Consider the following 19,942-nt stretch of genomic DNA (forward strand, 5'->3'; position numbering starts at 1 on the left):
GATTACCATTTTAATATGGAGAATCCATATGGAGGAAGTGTGACTTGTAATACACTTGCTTCCGCTGAAAATTCTTCGTTTGTATAAATATTAATGATTTTCTTTCCAGTAACATGGAGAGGCAGTGAAGCTGTAATATCACTATTAGTCGGATTTAAAACGAAAAAGATAGTTTCATCTTTATATGTTTTTGTATAAGAAATATAATTATGTTCATCATTTGCTTCAATGAATTGGAAAGTACCATGTCCTCCAAATGCTTTATATTGCTTTCGTAACGAAATTAATGTTTGTACATGTGTAAATAATAGATGATCTTGTTCTTTCGTATCCCAAACCATACATTTGCGACAATCAGGGTCCATACCGCCATCCATACCAATTTCGTCTCCATAATAAATACAAGGAGAGCCGATGAAAGAAAGGTGGAATACATAAAGTAACTTTAACTTATTTTTATCTCCGTTACATGTTGTCAATATTCTTGGTGTATCATGGCTGTCTAATAAATGAAATGCTGCTTCATTTACATTCATAGAGTAGGAATGTAGAGATTCTATAATTTGTTTCATAAATTCATTTGCCTTAATGGAATTGTTAGCAAAGTAAGACAGTAGAGCGTTTGTAACAGGATAGCTCATTACAGCATCAAATTGATCTCCTTGTAACCATGGAAGTGCATCGTGCCAAATTTCTCCTAAAATATATACTTCAGAATTTAATGCTTTTATCTCATTTCGGAATTCTCTCCAAAAGTTATGGTCGACTTCATTTGCTACATCAAGGCGCCACCCGTCTATATTGAATTCTTTTACCCAATAACGCCCTACTTCAAGTAAGTATTCTTTTACATCCGGGTGTGCAGTGTTTAATTTTGGCATATACGGTGTAAACGCGAAAGTATCATAATTCGGAAGTGGCTCAGTTCTAATAGGGAACTCATGAATATGAAACCATTCTTTATATGCTGACTGTTCACCATTTTCTAGTACGTCTTGAAATTTATCGAAAAAGTATCCACTGTGATTGAATACGGCATCGAGCATTACTTTTATACCATGTGTATGACATGCTTGAACGAGTTCTTTGAATGTTTCTTTTGTGCCAAATTGCGGATCGATTTCCATGTAGTCAATTGTGTCATATTTATGGTTTGAATGTGCTTTGAAAATAGGTGTGAAATATATTCCCGAAATTCCAAGTTTAACAAGGTAATCGAGGTTTTGCATAATACCAGCAAAATCTCCGCCGAAAAAATTAGTTGGAGTTGGTTCAGCGCTTCCCCAAGGAAGGGTGTTTTCTGGATTCAACGTATGATCTCCATTAGCGAACCGTTCTGGGAAAATTTGATACCAAACAGTATCTTTAATCCAGGAAGGTGCTTTGAATACATCATTTGCATGAATAAATGGAAAACAGAAAAATTTACCAACGTCATCATTTGGAATGCTGGAAAAAAATCCGCGTTCTGCATAAATAAGCGTTTCTGTCTCTGCTTTTAATTCAAATCCATAACGTAAGCGCTTAAATTTTGGCTCGATGGAAATGGACCAATAATCAAACAATGCAGTAGAACCAGTTTTTTTCATCGGTGCACTTGAAGAAATCCACTTCCCGTCTGTCCATTCATAAGGATCACCATAAATAAGATTGGTGCTTTGAACATCGTCTCTTTTCGTACGTATTCGGATATGAATCGTTTTTTCATCGTAAGCGTATGCGTAATTATCTTTTGGCCTATGATAGATGGCGTCTTTAAGCATATAAAAAATCCCCCTTTACTATCTCTATGCATATTGTTCCCTTAAGTATAATAATAAAGCATATGTTGCAAACGATTGCCTTTTGCATAGCTTTAATATTGCTTATAAGAGTAGTATTCATTTCGTATAAAGTCAATGTACAAAGAGTATAGTAATAATATTTTTAAAATTAATATTTGCAAAATGAATAAAAGAATGTATAATGATAGACAAATAGCGCAAACGTTTTCATAGATTGAGATATTGTTTGCGCTTCTATTAAACTATTCAATGCAAACGTTTTCAATTAGTAGGGTACATATACAATTCAGGGAGGTTTTTGGGATGAAGAAAGCATTATCATTATTAACGGTTTCAGCATTATCAATTGGTATGTTATCTGCATGTGGACCGAAAGATTCAGGGAAAAAAGAAGAAAGTAAAGCGAAGAAAGATTACGATCTTCTCGTTTGGGAAGATGAGAAAAAAGGTGTTGGTCTAGAGCAAGCGGTGAAAAGTTTTGAAAAGAAATATAATGTGAAAGTAAAAGTTGAAGAGGTTCAGATGACGAAACAAATAGAAAAACTTCGTCTCGATGGTCCAGCTGGCACAGGACCAGATGTTGTAACATTACCACATGATCATATTGGTAATGCGGTAACAGAAGGACTACTTTCAGAAGTGAAAGTAGATGATACAGTAAAAAGTAAATTTACAGATTTATCAATAGAAGCACAAACATATAACGGAAAAATATACGGTTTACCAAAAGCGATTGAAACACCAATCTTTATTTATAATAAAAAATTGATGCAAAAAGCACCTGAAACGATGGATGAACTGTTTAACTTCTCAAAAGACTTTACGAAAGATGGAAAATACGGATTTTTAGCACTAGGAGATAATTTCTACTTCGCTAATGCATTTATGGCAGGTATGGGTGGTTATGTATTTGGTGAAAAAGATGGAAAGCCAAATGCAAATGATATTGGATTAAATAATAGCGGTGCAGTACAAGGTGCTGAATACATTCAAAAATGGTACAAAGAAAAGTTATTCCCGAAAGGTATTATCGGTGAATCTGGTGGTTCAGCTGCAGATGGATTATTTAATGAAGGAAAAGCAGCATCTATTATGAATGGTCCATGGGCATTCCAAGCGATGGAAAAGGCTGGAATAGATTATGGCGTTGCTCCAATGCCGAAATTACCAAATGGTCAACCAATGAAAACGTTTGTTGGAGTTAAAGGATGGCATGTAACAAGTTTCTCTAAACAAAATGATTTAGCTACAAAGTTCACTGAGTGGGTAACGAATGAAGAAAACGCAAAAATTCGATTTGAGAAAACAAAAGAAATTCCTCCAGTAAAATCAGTAATGGAAGATCCAATTATTAAAGATAACGAAGCTGCAAAAGCAGTTGCAACGCAATCTGAAAATGGAATTCCAATGCCAAACATTCCGGAAATGCAAGAAGTTTGGAAACCAGCTGGAGATGCGCTTCAATTAGTTGTATCAGATAAAGAAGCACCAAAATCCGCACTTGATAGTGCAGTGAAACAAATTAAAGGTAATATTGAGGCAAATCATAGTAAGAAAAAATAAGGTGAAATTCGTGCCTCTAATATGAGGGGCACGAATTCTCTCCCTTCCATGTGGGAAGAAAAAAGGGGGAAGGAACATGCAAACATCTATGGAACCTGCAAAGGGGTTAAACCATTCAAAGCATAGGAAAATGGCAACCATGTTATCAATCATTCCAGGCGTGGGTCAAATGTATAATAAACAATTTGTAAAAGGTCTTATTTTTCTAGTATTAACAGGTTCATTTATTGTAGCCTTTGCTGATTTATTAAATATGGGATTATGGGGCATTGTAACGCTTGGTACAGAAGTTCCACGTGATCATTCTGTCTTTCTATTAGTAGAAGGAATCTTGGCACTCATTGTCATCGTGTTTGGACTCGGAATATATGCATTTAACTTATATGATGCATATCAAAATGGGAAGAAACGTGATATTGGAACACCGTTAAATTCTGTAAAAGAGCAATACCGTAATTTGTTAGATCAAGGCTTTCCTTATTTAATGGTTTCACCAGGTTTTCTACTACTTATCTTTGTTGTCGTATTCCCAATCATCTTCGTAATTTTAATTGGATTTACGAACTATGATTTATATCATTCTCCTCCAGCTAAATTAGTAGATTGGGTGGGCTTTAAAAACTTTATTGATATCTTTACATTACCGATGTGGAGAGATACATTTTTAAGTGTATTTTCTTGGACTGTCATTTGGACATTCGTTGCAACAACATTACAAGTTGCACTTGGTATTTTTTTAGCGATTATCGTAAATCAGCCTGGTATTAAAGGCAAGGCAATTATTCGAACAATCTTTATTTTACCGTGGGCTGTTCCAGCATTCGTATCTATTCTTGTATTTGCTGGTATGTTTAATGAAACATTTGGAGCAATTAATAACCAAGTATTAGCTTTATTCGGGATTGAAAAGATTGCTTGGATGACAGACCCGTTTTGGTCAAAGATTGCTTTAATTATGATTCAAACGTGGCTTGGTTTCCCGTTCGTCTTTGCAATGACAACAGGTATACTGCAATCGATTCCAGGAGAATTATATGAAGCGGCTACAGTAGATGGAGCAACTGCTTGGCAACAGTTCCGCAAAATTACATTGCCACTTGTGTTATACGCAACAGCGCCAATATTAATTACGCAATATACGTTTAATTTTAATAATTTTAGTATTATTTATCTATTTAATAACGGAGGGCCTGCTGTGTCTGGACAAAATGCAGGTGGAACAGATATTTTAATTTCATGGATTTATAAGTTAACGATGACTTCCGCGCAGTACGGAAAAGCAGCAGCTCTTACAATGATTTTATCGTTAATCGTTATTACAGTTGCGTTATGGCAATTTAAGAGAACAAAATCATTCCAAGAAGAGGATATGATGTAAATGAATATTAAACGACAAAAGATGCTACGTCTTTCATTAAGTTATTTAGTTATCTTCATAATGTGTGCGATTATTTTCTATCCATTACTATGGATAATTGGCTCATCGTTTAATCCAGGGGATAGTTTATCTGGGTCAAGTATTATTCCGAAAAATGCCACATTAGATCATTATCGCAAGCTACTTGATCTCGATTCAAGTAATTACTTACTTTGGTATAAAAATACTTTGAAAGTTAGCGTAATGACGATGATTTTCTCTGTACTAGCCATTAGTTTTACTGCTTATGCATTTTCAAGATATCGTTTTGTTGGAAGAAAGAATGGTTTATTAACATTTTTAATTTTGCAAATGATCCCAAACTTTGCAGCGTTAATCGCACTATATATATTAGCTCAGTTAACAGGGTTACTTGATACACATCTTGCATTAATTTTAATTTATGTAGGCGGAGCCATTCCGATGAATACATGGCTTATGAAAGGGTATTTTGATACGATTCCGAAAGAGTTGGATGAATCAGCTCGAATGGATGGAGCAGGACATTTCCGTATTTTCTGGCAAATCATTATGCCACTTGCAAAGCCAATCGTAGCGGTTGTAGCGTTATTTACTTTCATCGGTCCATTTACAGATTTCATTTTAGCGAGTATTATTTTGCGCACACCAGAAAATTATACGTTAGCAGTTGGGTTATATGAAATGGTAGCGAAGAAATTTGGTAATGAATTTACAACGTTTGCAGCGGGTTCAGTATTGATTGCAATCCCAATTTCAATTTTATTCCTATCACTACAAAAATATTTTGTTTCCGGTTTAACAGCTGGAGGTACAAAAGGATGAAAAATGGGACATTACGTCCCATTTTTCTTTTCATCTCCCTATAAATAAGTTTATAGGGAGATGAAAAGAGATTTGACATCCCATATGAAAAGAAGTGAAATAAATAGTATATTATAGTATAGGAAAAAAGAGCTCTATCCCTTACAATACATGGAGAGGGAGAATATGATAGGTTTTACAAGATAGAATCAATGAAAGTTTATGACTTCTCCTATTACTTGCAACGGGTGCAAGATGAAAATATATAAAATGGCAGAGAAGTGAAAGGAGGGGGATTTTTATGACAGTTACAATTAAAGATGTGGCGAAGAAGGCGAATGTAGCACCATCTACCGTTTCTCGTGTAATTGCTGATAATCCAAGTATAAGTGAAAAAACAAAGCGTCGTGTTCGGAAAGTAATGAGTGAACTAGGGTATCATCCTAATTTAAACGCAAGAAACCTAGCTAACCAAACAACAAAAACACTTGGCCTTGTTATGCCAAGTTCTGCAAGTAAAGCTTTTCAAAATCCGTTTTTCCCAGAAGTTATAAGAGGGATTAGTTCGTTTGCACATGTGGAAGGGTATGCACTTTATATGTCGACAGGTGAAACGGAAGATGAAATTTTTAATGGTGTTGTAAAGATGGTGCAGGGGCGCCAAATTGGTGGCATTATTCTTTTATATTCAAGAGAGAATGATCGGATTATTCAATATTTACATAAACAAAATTTCCCGTTCGTATTAATCGGGAAACCATATGATCGTAAAGAAGAAATTACATATGTAGATAATGACAATTATACAGCTGCAAGAGAAGTAGCAGAATATTTGATTTCATTAGGTCATAAACAAATCGCGTTCATCGGCGGTGGATCAGATTTACTTGTAACGAGAGATCGTTTGGCTGGTATGAGTGATGCTTTAAAATTAGCAGACATTGTATTACCAAAAGAGTATATTTTACATTTTGATTTCTCAAGAGAAAGTGGTCAACAAGCCGTGGAGGAATTAATGGGATTGAAGCAACCACCAACAGCAATTATGGCAACGGATGATCTAATTGGACTTGGTGTGCTAAGTGCACTTTCTAAAAAAGGGTTCGTTGTACCGAAGGATGTTTCAATTGTAAGTTTTAATAATGCTTTATTATCAGAAATTTCGAGTCCGCCACTTTCAACAGTTGATGTGAATATATATCAGCTAGGATATGAAGCTGCAAAAGCTTTAGTTGATAAAGTAGAGAATGCAGAGTCTACTGCAAAGTGTATCATTATTCCGCATAAATTATTGAAGCGTCAAACTTGTGATCATTATGCATAAAAAAAGCTAAGAGTTTAACTCTTAGCTTTTTTTTGTAGAAAGGCTTCTAAACGGTCACAGCCTTCTTTTAAAGTTTCAATACTATACGCATAGGACAAGCGAAGGTAGCCTTCCCCATATTCAGAGAATGCTGTTCCGGGAACGACGGCAAGTCCAGCTTCTTTCACAAGATCAAGTGCAAAATCAAATGATGAAGATGTTAAATGGCCAACATATGGGAATAAGTAAAATGCACCTGTTGGCTTTTCAACTGTTAAGCCCATTTGAATGAGTCTATTATATACGTAATCACGGCGTTTTTTGTATTGATGACGCATCATTTTTGGTGCATCTTTAGCAGCTGTTAATGCTTCAATTGCAGCATATTGAGCGATTGAAGTAGCGCACGTTACGTTGTATTGATGAACTTTTAATATATGCCCAGCTAAATAGTTTGGTGCGAATAATAGACCGATACGCCAGCCAGTCATCGAATGCGATTTTGATAAACCGTTAATGACGATAGTCTTTTCGCGCATTTCTGGGAAATGAGCAATCGATGTATGTGTTTGTTCATATACAAGTTCGCTATAAATTTCATCAGAAAGGACGAAAATCTTTTTATCTTTTAAAACATGTACAATATCCTGTAGTTCTTCTTTTGATAAAGTTACACCAGTTGGGTTAGAAGGATACGGCAGTACGACGCATCTTGTTTTTTCTGTAATGGCATTTTTTAGTGCATCGGCTGTTAAACGGAAGCCAGTTTCACGAACATCTATAAATACAGGGGTTGCACCGCATAATCGAATAATCGGCTCGTACCCTGGATAAATAGGGGCAGGTAAAATGACTTCTGTTCCTGGCTCTAAAATCGTTCGAAATGCAACATCAATTGCTTCACTAGCACCGATTGTAACGATAGTTTCGTTTTCAGGTGAATAATGTAAATCGTAGTTATCTTTTACAAAGTTACAAGCTGCCTTGCGTAATTCTAGTAAACCAGCGTTATGTGTATAGCTTGTATAATTTTCTGTAATAGCCCGTTTTGCCGCTTCTTTTACGAGAGAAGGTGTAGGAAAATCAGGTTGTCCAATTGTTAAAGAGATAAGATTATCATAGTTTTGAATCATATTAGAGAATTGACGGATTCCAGAAATTTGGATGTCCTTCACTCTAGGGTTAATGAATTGTTCCATTGTATCTCCCTTTCTTCCGTTTGAAAATTAAATTCATTTTAACATATTTTCTATGATTTCGCTTGCGTATATGGTATGTAGAAAGAGAAGGATAATAGAAAAAAAGCCGCTGTAAGCGACTTTTTAATATCCGTATTCCCAATCTATTTCATCTTCATTCCAAAGTACAGAGGATACTTTGCCAAGGTGAACAACTGATTCATTCACAGCGCATGTGCAATTTTCTTCTCCTGTTTTATGCTGTAACTCTTCGTACACTGATTTTTCAACGTTTTCTAGAACGACCAAATTTTCTTCTTTTAAAACAAGCGTAGTACCCGCCATATTTATCTTCCTCCTACTAAAATAATGATCACTTATTTGTAAACATAGATAGTATGGATTATATGCTGTATTTTGCTATAGTTGTCCGTCTTATGAAGTATTTTTTATTTTCTTTGTAATCCGTATTCATTGTATACTGCCGGGCAGAAATTTGGTACAGGGTTTACATTCATTTCGAAAATCTGTAACAATTATTATGTGTTGTTAACAAAGAATTAACAAATATGTTAAGAAAAATCAAAATTTTAAAACAAACAAACCTGTAAAATGATATAATCATATCAAAATACATATAGGGGATGAGAGGCTATGGAGCTTATCCGTGATTTAATGATCCAAATTGCCATCATTATTTTGCCACTATTTTTATACGAAGCGATTCGTTTAAATCGTTATCAAGAAATGCCTCCGAAGCCGAACCGCTACTTTATTATGTTTTTATCTAGCATTACACTCGTTCTCTCTATGACATACTCTATTTGTTTTGGGGACGTTTGCGGGTATAACTTTCACCCAATCCCAATTGTTAGTGGTTTTTTATATGGTGGGATTGTTGGTTTAATCCCGGCCGTTATTTTTGTTGTCTATGAATGGGCGCTAAAGGGCATAAACCTTCTTCCAGTCATAGAAGTAATATTTCTATTGATAGTTCCATTATTTTTATCAAAGAAATGGTCTCTATTTTCAAGGGATAAGAAGCTAATTTTAGCATTTATGATTTCATCATTGTACGTACTTGTTTCTTTAGTGATTGGTATGATTAACGTTCTGTTAGAAAAGGGATTTACACCATATGTTTCGCACTTATATAGCGGATATATATTTGCTTCGCTTATTATGGTTATGACAATGGTATTTCAGGTGTACTTAACAGAATATTTAAATGAAAATGCAATACTACGTACAGAGATGCAAAAGTCAGAGAAACTTAATATTGTAAGTGAGTTAGCAGCAAGTGTTGCACATGAGGTTCGAAATCCACTCACTGTTGTTCGTGGTTTTATTCAATTGCTAGAAAGTACGGAAGATGTGAAGAATAAGGATTATATGCGTCTCGTATTAGCTGAATTGGACCGGGCAGAACAAATTATTTCAGATTATTTAAATTTAGCAAGACCACAAATTGAGAAAAAAGAACATATTTGCTTATCCGCTCAATTAATAGAAATGACAACTCTTATGTCATCATTTGCAGCGATGCAGGGTGTATATTTGCAAGTTGAGATTTCTGAAAGTCTTTATACGATCGGTGATAAAACGAAATTGAAGCAAGCTATTATGAATGTTGTTAAAAATGGTATTGAAGCAATTCAAGGAAATAAAGGATATTTAAAAGTAACGGCGATGCAAAAAGATGAAACGATTGTAATAAGAGTTAAAGATAGTGGTGTTGGGATGACGAAAGAACAATTAGCAAGGCTCGGACAACCGTATTATTCTTTAAAAGAAAAAGGGACAGGATTAGGACTAATGGTAACATTTAGTATTTTACAAGCGCATAATGGTACGCTGGAATATAAAAGCGAAAGTGGGAAAGGAACTGAAGCGATTATTATATTGCCAGCTGTAAGAAATAAGGAATAAAAGTTACCGATAGAAGGTAACTTTTTATTTTATATTAGAAAAAATATATTATGCTATTCAGTTGTTTTTTCTTGTTTTGTTCGGCTAAATAAACTTCTAAATGATTGGAAAAAGCTTTGTTCTTTTGAGGCGGCGACTAATCTTTTTGTTTCTTGAATTTCGCGAATTACTTGCATAAGTTGTGCATCACGGTTGCTATCTTTATTATAAATTTGATTTACGAGTTTATTCATTTTTTCTTCTTGTTTAGATTCTCGTTTATACATATGATTCATTAATAAGTCCATCTTTTCTTTTTGCAGAGCATCTGTTTGAGCGGCATGATCCACTAACTCTTGTAGCATCTTTTCCTGAGATCCTTCTTTTACATAAACTTGTTGCATCAACTCATCTAGCTTTTCATCTTTTAAACGATTTTGGGTAATAAGGGTAGAATTTTGATGAATAATGGCTTCATTTAGTTGAGCGAGCATTTCAAGTTTTAACATGAACTCCTCGAAGTTACGCCCATCTTCTTTTTCTTTCGGTTGTATTTCTTGCGTATCTTGTATAACTGGTACAGGTGGGGCCTCTTTTTCTTTTAAAATAATTGGTATCGTTTCTGAAATATCTTCCTGCAATGTAGCAGCTCTTTCATGTATAGATTTCAATAGTTTTAAATCATCAAGTTTATAAATACGAGCATCAGCTGTTTTGGAAATTATATAACCATGTTCCTCTAACAGTTGACTATATTTGCGGACTATATGTTTTGGGATGCCTGTTTTATTCGTCACATCTTTCGTTTTATAGGTAGCTTCCATGATATTTCCTCCCCAAAAAGTATCGTATATATCATTTCAATCTTTTATGAGGACTTCCTTTGAAAAAGAATGTCGGAAGGTTATTAGTTTTCTACAGCATTAGTGAAAAGATGAAGAAAAATGAGAGTTTTTGGCGGAATGGCGAAGAAGAGCTAAAATAATGTCTGAAAACATATACAGGATAAGTTTGTTATAATAAAGTGAAACTTTAATCAGTGGGGGTTTTGTTCATCCACCACTGATCATCAGCCCTCACCAATCGGGCTTTTACGGACAGTTAATCCCCCACCTAACTTCTTTGCTTTCGCTGAATTTTGAGGTGGGGGTCTTACTGCTCGTTAATGCGTGATAACTGAGGAAAAGAAACAGGTAGAATCACGGAGGTATACATGAAACAATTAAAAGGTATTATCATTTCAATTATTGCAATTCTTTCTATTGTAGTAGCGGTGTATGAAGTGCTTGTTCCAGAGGAAACAAGTATTAAAAAAACAAATGCGTATGATCAAGTTCTAGAATTTCCGAAAGATCGATATCCAGAGACAGGGAAACATATTACGGATGCTATAAAAGAAGGACATTCAGAAGTTTGTACAATCGACCGTGGTGGTGCTGCGGATAGAAGAAAATTATCGTTAGCTCCATACCCATCAAAAAAAGGGTATGATCGTGATGAATGGCCAATGGCGATGTGTAAAGAAGGCGGAAAAGGAGCACATATTGAATATATAAGTCCAGCCGATAACCGCGGAGCAGGCTCTTGGGTAGGAAATAAGTTAGATAAATACCCAGATGGTACGCGTGTGAAATTTGACGTAAAGTAGTAGTTGCATATTTCATAATGAAGGAGAAGGGAACGATGGAGTTAACAATTTCGTATTCGCAATTAATGTTGATGAACTATGACGGTGATCAGCCTTACGTTGACTGGACGGATGAGGATTTTGAAAGAGGTTATGCGAAGGCGGATGGAACTGTTATTTTTGAAGCACTCTCTGATTATACTTGTGAAGTAAAAGTGACCCCAGGGAAACATATTGAGAAAGAAGAAGTGATTAGAACGGTTACAGTTCCTTTTACAGTTGAAAATGAATGTATCGTTGTAACAAGTATTCTTTCAAATAAATTTCAAATCCCTATTCCAAATGGTGAGTATACGGTTGTATTACAAGCAACACCTCTTGAAGAACCAACGGATGATGAATTATATAAAATACAATATGAATTCTTTTTTGAAAGTAAAGAATAAAAAATGGGGTATCCTCAAAAAGGATACCCCATTTTTATTATGCGTTTGTTTTTAGCAAGGAACGAGCGTCTTTTGCCGCTTGCACCATGTGCTCTAAAGCTGGAATAACTTCTTCTGTTCTTCTCGTTTTTAAACCACAATCAGGATTAATCCAGAAATATTTAGGATCGCATACTTTTAAAGATTGTTCTACGATTTTATACATTTCATCTTTACTTGGTACACGTGGGCTATGAATATCATATACACCTAGACCGATGCCTTTTTCATATGTTGTATGTTTTAATGTATCAATAAATTCACCGTGACTTCTTGATGTTTCGATAGAAATCACATCTGCATCTAATGCGCGAATCGCATCAACGATATCTTCGAAGTTACTGTAACACATATGAGTATGAATTTGTGTTTCATTTGCTACAGAAGAAGTTGCTAAAAGGAAGGATTGTACTGCCCATGTAATATAAGCGTCCCAATCTTTTTCTTTTAGTGGCATTCCTTCACGAAGTGCTGGCTCATCGACTTGAATTACTCGAATTCCGGAAGATTCAAGTAGTTCAATTTCATGACGAAGAGCTAATGCAATTTGATATGAAACTTCTTTTCTTGGAATGTCATTTCGAACGAAGGACCAATTTAAAATCGTAACCGGTCCAGTTAACATTCCTTTTACAACTTTCTCTGTTAAGCTTTGTGCATAAACAGTTTCCTTAATAGTCATTCCGTTAATAAAGGCTACATCACCATAAATAACAGGTGGTTTTACGCAGCGGGAACCGTATGATTGCACCCAACCGTTTTTAGTGAATGAGAAACCAGCAAGGCGTTCACCAAAATATTCGACCATGTCAGTTCTTTCAAATTCACCATGTACAAGAACATCAAGACCAATTTCTTCTTGGTAACGAATCCATTTTTCTGTCTCTTTTTCAATAAATTGTTCATATTGTTCATTTGAAATAACACCGTTACGCCATTCTTTTCGCGTTTGGCGAACTTCAGTTGTTTGCGGGAAGCTACCGATAGTTGTTGTTGGTAACAACGGTAACTTCAGGGCAACTTGTTGTAATTCATATCGTTTTTCAAATGGAAGAGGACGTGAAAAATCTTCTTCTTTTAGTGCTGTTCGTGCTGCTTTGACATCTTCTCGGTTACGTGCAGCAGATGAACGAATTGTATGATGTACATTTCGATATGTTTCTAGCTCATTATGAATGCTTTCTGTACCTTGAGTTAGAGCGGAATGAATAAGAACTAACTCTTCTAATTTTTGATTTGCAAATGCCAACGCATCAAATAGCTCAGTCGATAAGTGAGTTTCTTCTGTTTTATCGATTGGCGTATGCAATAAGCTACAAGAAGGCTGAACGATGAAATCTTTCGTTTGGACTTGTTTTTGTAACGTTGTAAATAACGTAAGAACTTCATCAAGATCGGCTCTCCAAATGTTACGGCCATCTATACAACCAACAGCTAAAGTTTTATCAGCTGGGAATCCATATTTTGAAATAGCATGTAGATTACCTTCTTTACCATGAACGAAATCTAATCCAATACTTGATACTGGGAATGTAATAATTTCTTCATAGTTTTCTTCTACACTATCAAAATATGTTTGTAAAAGAAGATTCGCATTTGGAACTTCTTTACGAATAGCTTCATAAATTTCTTTTGCTTGTTGAACTTCTTCTCTCGTTAAAGAAGCGAAAATCGGTTCATCAACTTGAATGATTTGTGCACCAGCTGCATGTAGTTCTGAAAGCAGTTGTACGTAGGGTGCAACTAACTGTTTTAAAATAGTAGCAAATTGTTCTTGTGTATAGCCTTTAGCTAATTTCAAGAAAGTATATGGTCCTAAAATAACAGGTTTTCCATCTACTCCTAATTCTTGTTTTGCCTCTTCGTATAAGCGAAGTGGACGATTATCTTTTAAAGAGATTTGTAATCCCTCTTCATATTCTGGAACGATATAATGATAGTTTGTGTTAAACCATTTTGTCATTTCGGAAGCTACGTGATCTTTAGAGCCACGCGCCATTGCGAAATATACATCAAGGTAAGATGTAAACTCAGAAAAACGTGATGGGATAAATCCTAGCATATAAGCAGTATCCAAAACGTGATCGTAATATGTAAAGTCGCCAATTGGAATAAGTTCAATCCCTTTTTCTTGCTGTGCTTTAACGTGTTGAAGACGAATTTCTTTCATTGTTGTTAAAAATTGTTCTTCATCAATTTTATTAGACCAAAAAGCTTCCAATGTTTTTTTCCACTCTCGTTGTAGTCCGATACGTGGATAACCTAAGTTACTTGTTTGAATTGCCATTTCAAATTCCTCCCCAATTGAAAGTAAGCATTTCCGTTTACTAGGAAATACCTATAACAAAAAGCATAAAGGCATAGAAAATAAGCCTTCCTTTTTGTTTTAACACCTCATCATCATCCGTGAATCTATCAGTGTTGTTAAAACAGGCAGGTCTCCTGACTTATGCTTCATATGATTTCTTTCACCTTCCCGTTTTCACAGTGGCATTAAAAAGAAATCTCAGCATTTACAGTGGCGGGACCGTGTTGGAGTTTCACCAAGCTTCCCTTTTAAACACGAAACAAACTGTTCGTGTACCCATTTTCCTTTTGAAAGGAATTTAACAAGCGATATGATATTGAAACAAATTCTAACACAATTTTTGGAATTTTGTCTACTGTTTTGAAATAAGAAAATTCTAAAGTTTTTTATTTTAATTATTTGTATTTTTCTGATTTTTTTAGAGTGGAGAAACATGAGGAGAATTGAAATAAAGTGCGATTAAATTTATAAAGAAATGGGTACCTATACATAGATAAGATGCCAGTTATGTTATTAAATAATTGGTTTATCTTATATCGAAAATTAAACAAGCATAACCCCAACCTAAATTAGAATGGGGTTATATTTGTTTTAGACTTTGAAATAAAATAACTATATTGTCATTTTACAGTTTCTATTTTGAAAGTTTAATCCGCATCTATATCAATTTCTGAAAGTCGCCCGGCAACAGCATCTGCAAGAAGGGTGTTTAACCATTGCAATTCAACTGTAATATGTTCAATAACGCTTTGCAAAATATATAGTTGTGCGCGTGGGATTTTTCCTTTGCTACAGTCATAAATAGTTTGCATGTTATGTAAATATTGAACGGTATCATTTTTCTTTTTTTCTAAAATAGGAATTAACTCTTGATCATCACCAAAATGAGCGAAAGAGAGTGCCGAATAAATTGGTTTATATATTTGATTTTTTGCCTCGAATTGTTTTAATAGCAACGTGTGAAATAATTGTTTACCTTCTTTTGTTATATGAAAGATTGTTTTATCTGGTCTATTTGTATCTCGAACAATAGTTGTAACACGAATTGCCCCTTGTTTTTCTAATTGCTCAAAGGCATAGTAAAGTGATCCTTTTGCATATTTAATATAACAGTCCATTTGTCGTTCTTTCATTATGTGTTGCACTTCATATGGATGTTTATCCCCTTCGAGTAGCAAACCGAGAATGACTAATTTCATGCTCATGCTGTCTCAACTGCTACTAAAAATATAGACAAATGTATATTCTTAGAGTATTCCTGCTTCTACGTGCCCTGCCTCGCTAATCACTTGCTACTACAGTTTGCTGTGACACTCCACAGGCGTAAATTCCGATGTAGCCCACCGTACATATATACAATCTATTTACGTTAGTATTGTATATTCTTTTGCTTGTAAAAGGTTGATCGCTGCGTTCAAATCTCTATCCATTACATTGCCACATTCACATGTATATACTCGGTCAGATAGCTTTAAATCCGCTTTCTTTTGACTGCAACATGAGCATAACTTTGACGATGGATAAAACCGGTCTACTTGACGTAATTCAATTCCATTCCATATTCCTCACATTTCGTCAAAAGCCACGTTTTAAAAGCAAAAAAAGACTGCTTGGCAATTGTTTTAGATAAATGTTTATTCTTCATCATACCTTTCACATTCAAATCTTCCACTGTAATAAACGTTGGCTTGGTTTTCACCACATTCGTTACAATAGACTTTACATACTCTATTCGAATATTCGCTAATCGAGCATGCAACTTTTGCACTCTAAGAACATTTTTATCTATATTCACTCTTTTATTAGTAACAGATTTTTCACCTCTTTTTTTTAGATTTTCAAATTTACGTGCTAAAGAGCGTTGTTCACGTTTTAACCGTTTTTCTATCTTTTTTACTTTTATTGTTTTGTTGATGTTTTCATGAACGATACCATCGCTACGTGTAGCAAAATCCTTCACTCCTAAATCAATCCCTAGACCTATTTTATTGAGTGCCAACTTTGTTGCCATTTCTTCCAATTCGCAAAGTACAGATACAAAATATCTTCCTGCTCTTTGATATACTGTGCCACTTTTTACAGTTGCATTTTTAGGGATATATCCATATTCTTTTAACCTTACCCAACCAATTGTAGGAACTTTGACTCTATGTCTTTCTACTGTCCAATCTGTTTTGTTGTTTTTCGGAAAGTAGCACTTCACATCTTGCTTTCTCTTTTTTTTATATCGTGGAAACTTAGATAAACCTTTAAAAAACCGCTTAAAAGCTTTATCTCCATTCATAATCGCTTGTTTTACCGCTTTGCTCGACACTTCTTTAATCCACTGGTCACACTCTTTTGTATGAATATTGTTCAGCCATTTGGAAAAGTCATAGCCACTAAGAAATTTCCCCTCCGACTCATATGCCTCTTTATTTTTAGAGATATACAGGTTATATACATATCGACACCCCCCAATAGTTTGACGGATTTTACTAACTTGTTCAGTTGTCGGTTTGATTTCTATTAAATATGCTCTTTTCATAAGTCTTCATCCTCCGACATTTTCTTTTTGTATTTTCTCAACCCATATATTCTACAGCTAAATACATGAATGATAGATATTAAATCCTGAACAAGTTCTTCTTGAATACCCATATATTCCTTATACTGTTCTTCTGTAGAATATCTTCTTCCTTTTTGGTTTCGGTAAGCAGTTAAAACACCTTGATTGTCCCACCTTTGTAATTTCTTAACAGAGACATTAAGCATTTCTGAAAATTCTTTTGGTTTATATTGTTTCATAATTACTTTTTTGCTATATATGCACACTTTTGTCTATGTTTTTGTTTACTGCTTCTTTCTCCTGTATATAGAAACTTTATCCCGATTGGTGAGGGATAATAACCAGTGGGAATAGTTCCTTACTGATCAAAGATTTACTTTATATATTATAAGCGGCATACCCTTTTTCATAAAGGGTATGCCGCTTCTTTTTTCTATACTAACTTACTTGCTTTTGTTTTTGTTTCGTTTTTGGTCCTGTAAAAAGACGCTCATTTCCCATAAGTAAAATGCAAATAATACTTAGTACAGCCGGGAGCAGTGCCCAGAAGAATGTACTGGCAATAGATGTAGCTAGAGCTTCTTTAATACCAGTTAATATTTCAGGTGGTATTTTATCGGTAGCACCTGGTGATAATAAGAAACTTGTGTCTCCACCCTTTGGAGCTAATTTTGCTAGTTCAGGTGGGAAGAGAGTGTTTAGTTTATCTGTAAAAATATGATTTTGAATTGTACCGAAAATTGTTACACCAAGAGTCATACCGAGTGAACGGAAAAATGAGTTTGTTGATGTAGCAGAACCACGATCTCTCATTTCTAATTTGTGAATCGAAGACATACTTAAAACTGAGAATGAGAAACCAACACCAAGTCCAGCGAGAACCATAAATAGTGTTACGAGTAGGCGAGGTGTATCCATTGTTAAAGTGCTTAGTAAATAAATGCCAAGAACGAAGAAAACTCCAGATGCCATCATAATGTTACGATAACTTGTTCGAGAAGCTAACTGTCCACCCGTTTGACTTCCAATTACAGAGCCAATCATCATAGGTGTTAAAATTAATCCAGCATTTGAGGCCGAACCACCGAGAACACCTTGAACGAAGATTGGGATATAAACTGTACAGATGATAAAAGCGGCACCATAGAAAAAGGCAACACCTTGGCTAGCTGCGAATAAAGGTTTTTTAAATAGATGGAAAGAAATGATAGGCTCGGTTGCTTTTCGTTCTACGAAGAAGAAAATAATAAGCATAATAACAACTGTTGTAAATAAGCCGATAATCACAGGGGAATTCCATGCGTATTCTTTACCACCAAGTTCTAAGGCGAACATTAAGCAAACGATACTAATAACAAGTGTAATAGCGCCAGCCCAATCAATTTTTTGTTTTCTAAATTCTAGAGATTCACTGTAATATTTCGTAATGAAGAAGAAGGAAATAAGTCCTAATGGAATATTAATATAGAAGACCCAGTGCCAACTTATATAGTCTGTAATATAAGCACCTAATAAAGGGCCGAATACACTAGATGTTCCGAAAACAGCACCGAATAGCCCTGTCATTTTTCCGCGCTTTTCTGGTGGGAATATGTCGTACATAATAGTGAAGGCGATAGGCATAAGAGCGCCGCCACCAATTCCTTGAATTGCTCTATAAATACTTAGTTGCTCAATACTAGATGCTGTTCCGCAAAGTGCAGAACCGAACAAGAAAAGAATAAGGCCACCAATATAAAAGCGTTTCCGTCCATACATATCAGAAAGTTTTCCGAAGATAGGCATCCCTGCCATTGTTGCTACCATATATGCAGACGTGACCCAAACGAACTTGTCAAATCCTCCTAGGTCTCCAACGATTGTTGCCATTGCTGTTGCAACGATTGTATTATCCATTGCAGCCATTAAAATACCAAGTAGTAAACCCGCAACAACAATTTTTGTCTTGCTGGAGTCTTTTTTTGATAATTGAGATTCCAAAGATAACCCTCCTTTAATAATAAGTAAACTATATTAAGTTTTGAGTGCAGCGCATAAAAATTATAAATATATTTTTTAAAATCAATTTACACAAGTGCACTGACAAAGCCATAAAGAATATTATAGTCAAATTTGACTAAAAGGCAAACTTTTTCTTCCGTCAAAATATTCTGTTGTATGGACAGCAAAAGAGTGAGTAATACTTAGTATTGGTAAAAAGTCAATGAAGGAAATTGTAAAAAAATATTTCAGTAAGAATACCTGCTGTTAACAGATGAAAAATGGTTTTTTCTTTACTTTGTCGAATAGGATAAAAGGAAGAGTAATAACTATATATCGTTTGTAACGAGCTTTATTAATATTGTGTAGAGAGGCAGAATAAGGTCGTATGGATATGATGCATCTGAAATGGGGTGAATATTATTATGAAAATATGGAAACGAATTCCGGATCAAGGAAGGCGTTCAATACCGCTACAACCGGTATTATGGATTGATGGCTCAAAAAAGGAAAACGAATGTCCTAACGTAGCAGTTACATTACAAATCCGTAGTATGTATAAAGAAAAATTTTCATATGAACTGACCTGTGATGTAAACGACATACTTATTATTCGAATTAAAGTTGAAAATAAAGGAATGAAAATGATTTCACGAGTTGTAGTAAGCCATATGATTCGAGATTATTTTGCATATATTCCAAATTCATTAAAGGCTGATAAGGGAATGAGCGAGTTTCTGTTCCAGCTTGTAAGGTGGAGAATCGATAATTTATTACCAAATGAGAAGGTAGAATTAATTTGCAAAATAAAAGCAAATAAAGATAAAGAACTCAAAAACACACTATTTCAAGCTACATATACATTTCAATATAACGGAGTATCATATGGTCCGCTGCAAACAAATGAAGTTGTGGTGCGACAATGATAAAAAGGAACCTGTATGAAAGGTTCCTTTTTTAGTCCCTTTTTTGTTCAATCAATATTTACAATAGCGTCAATTTGATTATATGTAATGAAGTTTACTCCGAAAGAATTAAATAGTAATTTTAGCGACAAC

General features: G+C 34.8%; 16 protein-coding genes, 1 pseudogene and 1 riboswitch. Of the genes and pseudogenes, 8 read left to right on the forward strand and 9 right to left on the reverse strand.

The annotated features are described in order from the left end of the window. Positions 1-2: 2 nt before the first annotated feature. Positions 3-1,763 (reverse strand): alpha-glycosidase, encoded by a 1,761-nt coding sequence (locus ACTFRS_RS15430; RefSeq protein ID WP_139866853.1) that lies wholly within the window; start codon positions 1,761-1,763, stop codon positions 3-5. Between the two features lie 324 nt (positions 1,764-2,087). Here ACTFRS_RS15430 and ACTFRS_RS15435 point away from each other — a divergent pair, with 324 nt between their 5' ends. The 4 genes from ACTFRS_RS15435 (at position 2,088) to malR (ending at position 6,871) form a co-directional block, all read left to right on the forward strand. Continuing rightward, positions 2,088-3,347, forward strand: coding sequence for an extracellular solute-binding protein (locus ACTFRS_RS15435; RefSeq protein ID WP_062821086.1), 1,260 nt, complete (start codon positions 2,088-2,090; stop codon positions 3,345-3,347). A 76-nt stretch (positions 3,348-3,423) separates the two neighbouring features. Beyond that, the gene (gene malC, locus ACTFRS_RS15440; RefSeq protein ID WP_062821085.1) at positions 3,424-4,725 is read left to right on the forward strand and encodes a maltosaccharide ABC transporter permease MalC; all 1,302 of its coding nucleotides are present in this window, start codon (positions 3,424-3,426) and stop codon (positions 4,723-4,725) included. Then, a complete protein-coding gene (malD, locus tag ACTFRS_RS15445) occupies positions 4,726-5,568 on the forward strand; it encodes a maltosaccharide ABC transporter permease MalD (protein WP_001022600.1) in 843 nt (280 codons plus the stop codon). A 280-nt stretch (positions 5,569-5,848) separates the two neighbouring features. Further along, complete coding sequence (gene malR / locus ACTFRS_RS15450; protein WP_048550592.1) at positions 5,849-6,871, forward strand: maltose operon transcriptional repressor MalR; 1,023 nt, start codon at positions 5,849-5,851, stop codon at positions 6,869-6,871. Positions 6,872-6,885: 14 nt separating this feature from the next. On the opposite strand, the gene ACTFRS_RS15455 is transcribed toward malR, so the two are convergent. Together ACTFRS_RS15455 and ACTFRS_RS15460 are read right to left on the reverse strand one after the other, a co-directional pair. Further along, on the reverse strand, positions 6,886-8,049 hold the full coding sequence (locus ACTFRS_RS15455; protein WP_440024721.1) for an aminotransferase A: 1,164 nt from the start codon (positions 8,047-8,049) through the stop codon (positions 6,886-6,888). A 123-nt stretch (positions 8,050-8,172) separates the two neighbouring features. Beyond that, the gene (locus ACTFRS_RS15460; protein WP_000929285.1) at positions 8,173-8,373 is read right to left on the reverse strand and encodes a hypothetical protein; all 201 of its coding nucleotides are present in this window, start codon (positions 8,371-8,373) and stop codon (positions 8,173-8,175) included. 309 nt (positions 8,374-8,682) lie between these two features. On the opposite strand from ACTFRS_RS15460, the gene kinB reads away from it, so the two are divergent. Beyond that, entirely contained in the window at positions 8,683-9,957 is a 1,275-nt protein-coding gene (kinB, locus tag ACTFRS_RS15465; protein WP_062821081.1) for a sporulation sensor histidine kinase KinB, read from the forward strand. 53 nt (positions 9,958-10,010) lie between these two features. On the opposite strand, the gene ACTFRS_RS15470 is transcribed toward kinB, so the two are convergent. Continuing rightward, on the reverse strand, positions 10,011-10,760 hold the full coding sequence (locus ACTFRS_RS15470) for a DUF3967 domain-containing protein (RefSeq protein ID WP_000388461.1): 750 nt from the start codon (positions 10,758-10,760) through the stop codon (positions 10,011-10,013). Between the two features lie 389 nt (positions 10,761-11,149). Between ACTFRS_RS15470 and nucA the strand changes: the two genes are divergently transcribed. Both nucA and comJ read left to right on the forward strand, forming a co-directional pair. Next, entirely contained in the window at positions 11,150-11,584 is a 435-nt protein-coding gene (nucA, locus tag ACTFRS_RS15475) for a DNA-entry nuclease (protein ID WP_000811499.1), read from the forward strand. Between the two features lie 35 nt (positions 11,585-11,619). After that, the gene (gene comJ / locus ACTFRS_RS15480; protein WP_000424015.1) at positions 11,620-12,009 is read left to right on the forward strand and encodes a competence protein ComJ; all 390 of its coding nucleotides are present in this window, start codon (positions 11,620-11,622) and stop codon (positions 12,007-12,009) included. Between the two features lie 37 nt (positions 12,010-12,046). Here comJ and metE read toward each other — a convergent pair whose 3' ends face one another. The 5 genes and pseudogenes from metE to ACTFRS_RS15505 form a co-directional block, all read right to left on the reverse strand. Next, a complete protein-coding gene (gene metE / locus ACTFRS_RS15485; protein WP_440024718.1) occupies positions 12,047-14,335 on the reverse strand; it encodes a 5-methyltetrahydropteroyltriglutamate--homocysteine S-methyltransferase in 2,289 nt (762 codons plus the stop codon). 128 nt (positions 14,336-14,463) lie between these two features. Beyond that, positions 14,464-14,651: riboswitch (cobalamin riboswitch) on the reverse strand. Positions 14,652-15,003: 352 nt separating this feature from the next. Beyond that, entirely contained in the window at positions 15,004-15,561 is a 558-nt protein-coding gene (locus ACTFRS_RS15490) for a PadR family transcriptional regulator (RefSeq protein ID WP_139866858.1), read from the reverse strand. 159 nt (positions 15,562-15,720) lie between these two features. Beyond that, positions 15,721-16,883 (reverse strand): annotated as a pseudogene (locus ACTFRS_RS15495) (RNA-guided endonuclease InsQ/TnpB family protein). Further along, positions 16,880-17,143, reverse strand: a complete 264-nt coding sequence (locus ACTFRS_RS15500; protein ID WP_139866863.1) for a MerR family transcriptional regulator — start codon at positions 17,141-17,143, stop codon at positions 16,880-16,882. The pseudogene ACTFRS_RS15495 and the gene ACTFRS_RS15500 overlap by 4 nt, the downstream one beginning before the upstream one ends. A gap of 199 nt (positions 17,144-17,342) precedes the next feature. Further along, on the reverse strand, positions 17,343-18,884 hold the full coding sequence (locus ACTFRS_RS15505) for an MDR family MFS transporter (protein WP_440024715.1): 1,542 nt from the start codon (positions 18,882-18,884) through the stop codon (positions 17,343-17,345). Positions 18,885-19,309: 425 nt separating this feature from the next. Here ACTFRS_RS15505 and ACTFRS_RS15510 point away from each other — a divergent pair, with 425 nt between their 5' ends. Further along, the gene (locus ACTFRS_RS15510; RefSeq protein WP_139866866.1) at positions 19,310-19,810 is read left to right on the forward strand and encodes a hypothetical protein; all 501 of its coding nucleotides are present in this window, start codon (positions 19,310-19,312) and stop codon (positions 19,808-19,810) included. The last annotated feature ends 132 nt before the right edge of the window (positions 19,811-19,942 follow it).

The organism is Bacillus cereus group sp. MYBK139-1 (assembly GCF_051916915.1).
Lineage (GTDB): Bacteria > Bacillota > Bacilli > Bacillales > Bacillaceae_G > Bacillus_A > Bacillus_A pacificus.

Excerpts from the sequence above, each read along its gene's own strand:
- ACTFRS_RS15430 (WP_139866853.1), bottom strand. The coding sequence starts at position 1,763 with ATGCTTAAAGACGCCATCTATCATAGGCCAAAAGATAATTACGCATAC.
- ACTFRS_RS15435 (WP_062821086.1), top strand. The coding sequence starts at position 2,088 with ATGAAGAAAGCATTATCATTATTAACGGTTTCAGCATTATCAATTGGT.
- malC (WP_062821085.1), top strand. The coding sequence starts at position 3,424 with ATGCAAACATCTATGGAACCTGCAAAGGGGTTAAACCATTCAAAGCAT.
- malD (WP_001022600.1), top strand. The coding sequence starts at position 4,726 with ATGAATATTAAACGACAAAAGATGCTACGTCTTTCATTAAGTTATTTA.
- malR (WP_048550592.1), top strand. The coding sequence starts at position 5,849 with ATGACAGTTACAATTAAAGATGTGGCGAAGAAGGCGAATGTAGCACCA.
- ACTFRS_RS15455 (WP_440024721.1), bottom strand. The coding sequence starts at position 8,049 with ATGGAACAATTCATTAACCCTAGAGTGAAGGACATCCAAATTTCTGGA.
- ACTFRS_RS15460 (WP_000929285.1), bottom strand. The coding sequence starts at position 8,373 with ATGGCGGGTACTACGCTTGTTTTAAAAGAAGAAAATTTGGTCGTTCTA.
- kinB (WP_062821081.1), top strand. The coding sequence starts at position 8,683 with ATGGAGCTTATCCGTGATTTAATGATCCAAATTGCCATCATTATTTTG.
- ACTFRS_RS15470 (WP_000388461.1), bottom strand. The coding sequence starts at position 10,760 with ATGGAAGCTACCTATAAAACGAAAGATGTGACGAATAAAACAGGCATC.
- nucA (WP_000811499.1), top strand. The coding sequence starts at position 11,150 with ATGAAACAATTAAAAGGTATTATCATTTCAATTATTGCAATTCTTTCT.
- comJ (WP_000424015.1), top strand. The coding sequence starts at position 11,620 with ATGGAGTTAACAATTTCGTATTCGCAATTAATGTTGATGAACTATGAC.
- metE (WP_440024718.1), bottom strand. The coding sequence starts at position 14,335 with ATGGCAATTCAAACAAGTAACTTAGGTTATCCACGTATCGGACTACAA.
- ACTFRS_RS15490 (WP_139866858.1), bottom strand. The coding sequence starts at position 15,561 with ATGAGCATGAAATTAGTCATTCTCGGTTTGCTACTCGAAGGGGATAAA.
- ACTFRS_RS15500 (WP_139866863.1), bottom strand. The coding sequence starts at position 17,143 with ATGAAACAATATAAACCAAAAGAATTTTCAGAAATGCTTAATGTCTCT.
- ACTFRS_RS15510 (WP_139866866.1), top strand. The coding sequence starts at position 19,310 with ATGAAAATATGGAAACGAATTCCGGATCAAGGAAGGCGTTCAATACCG.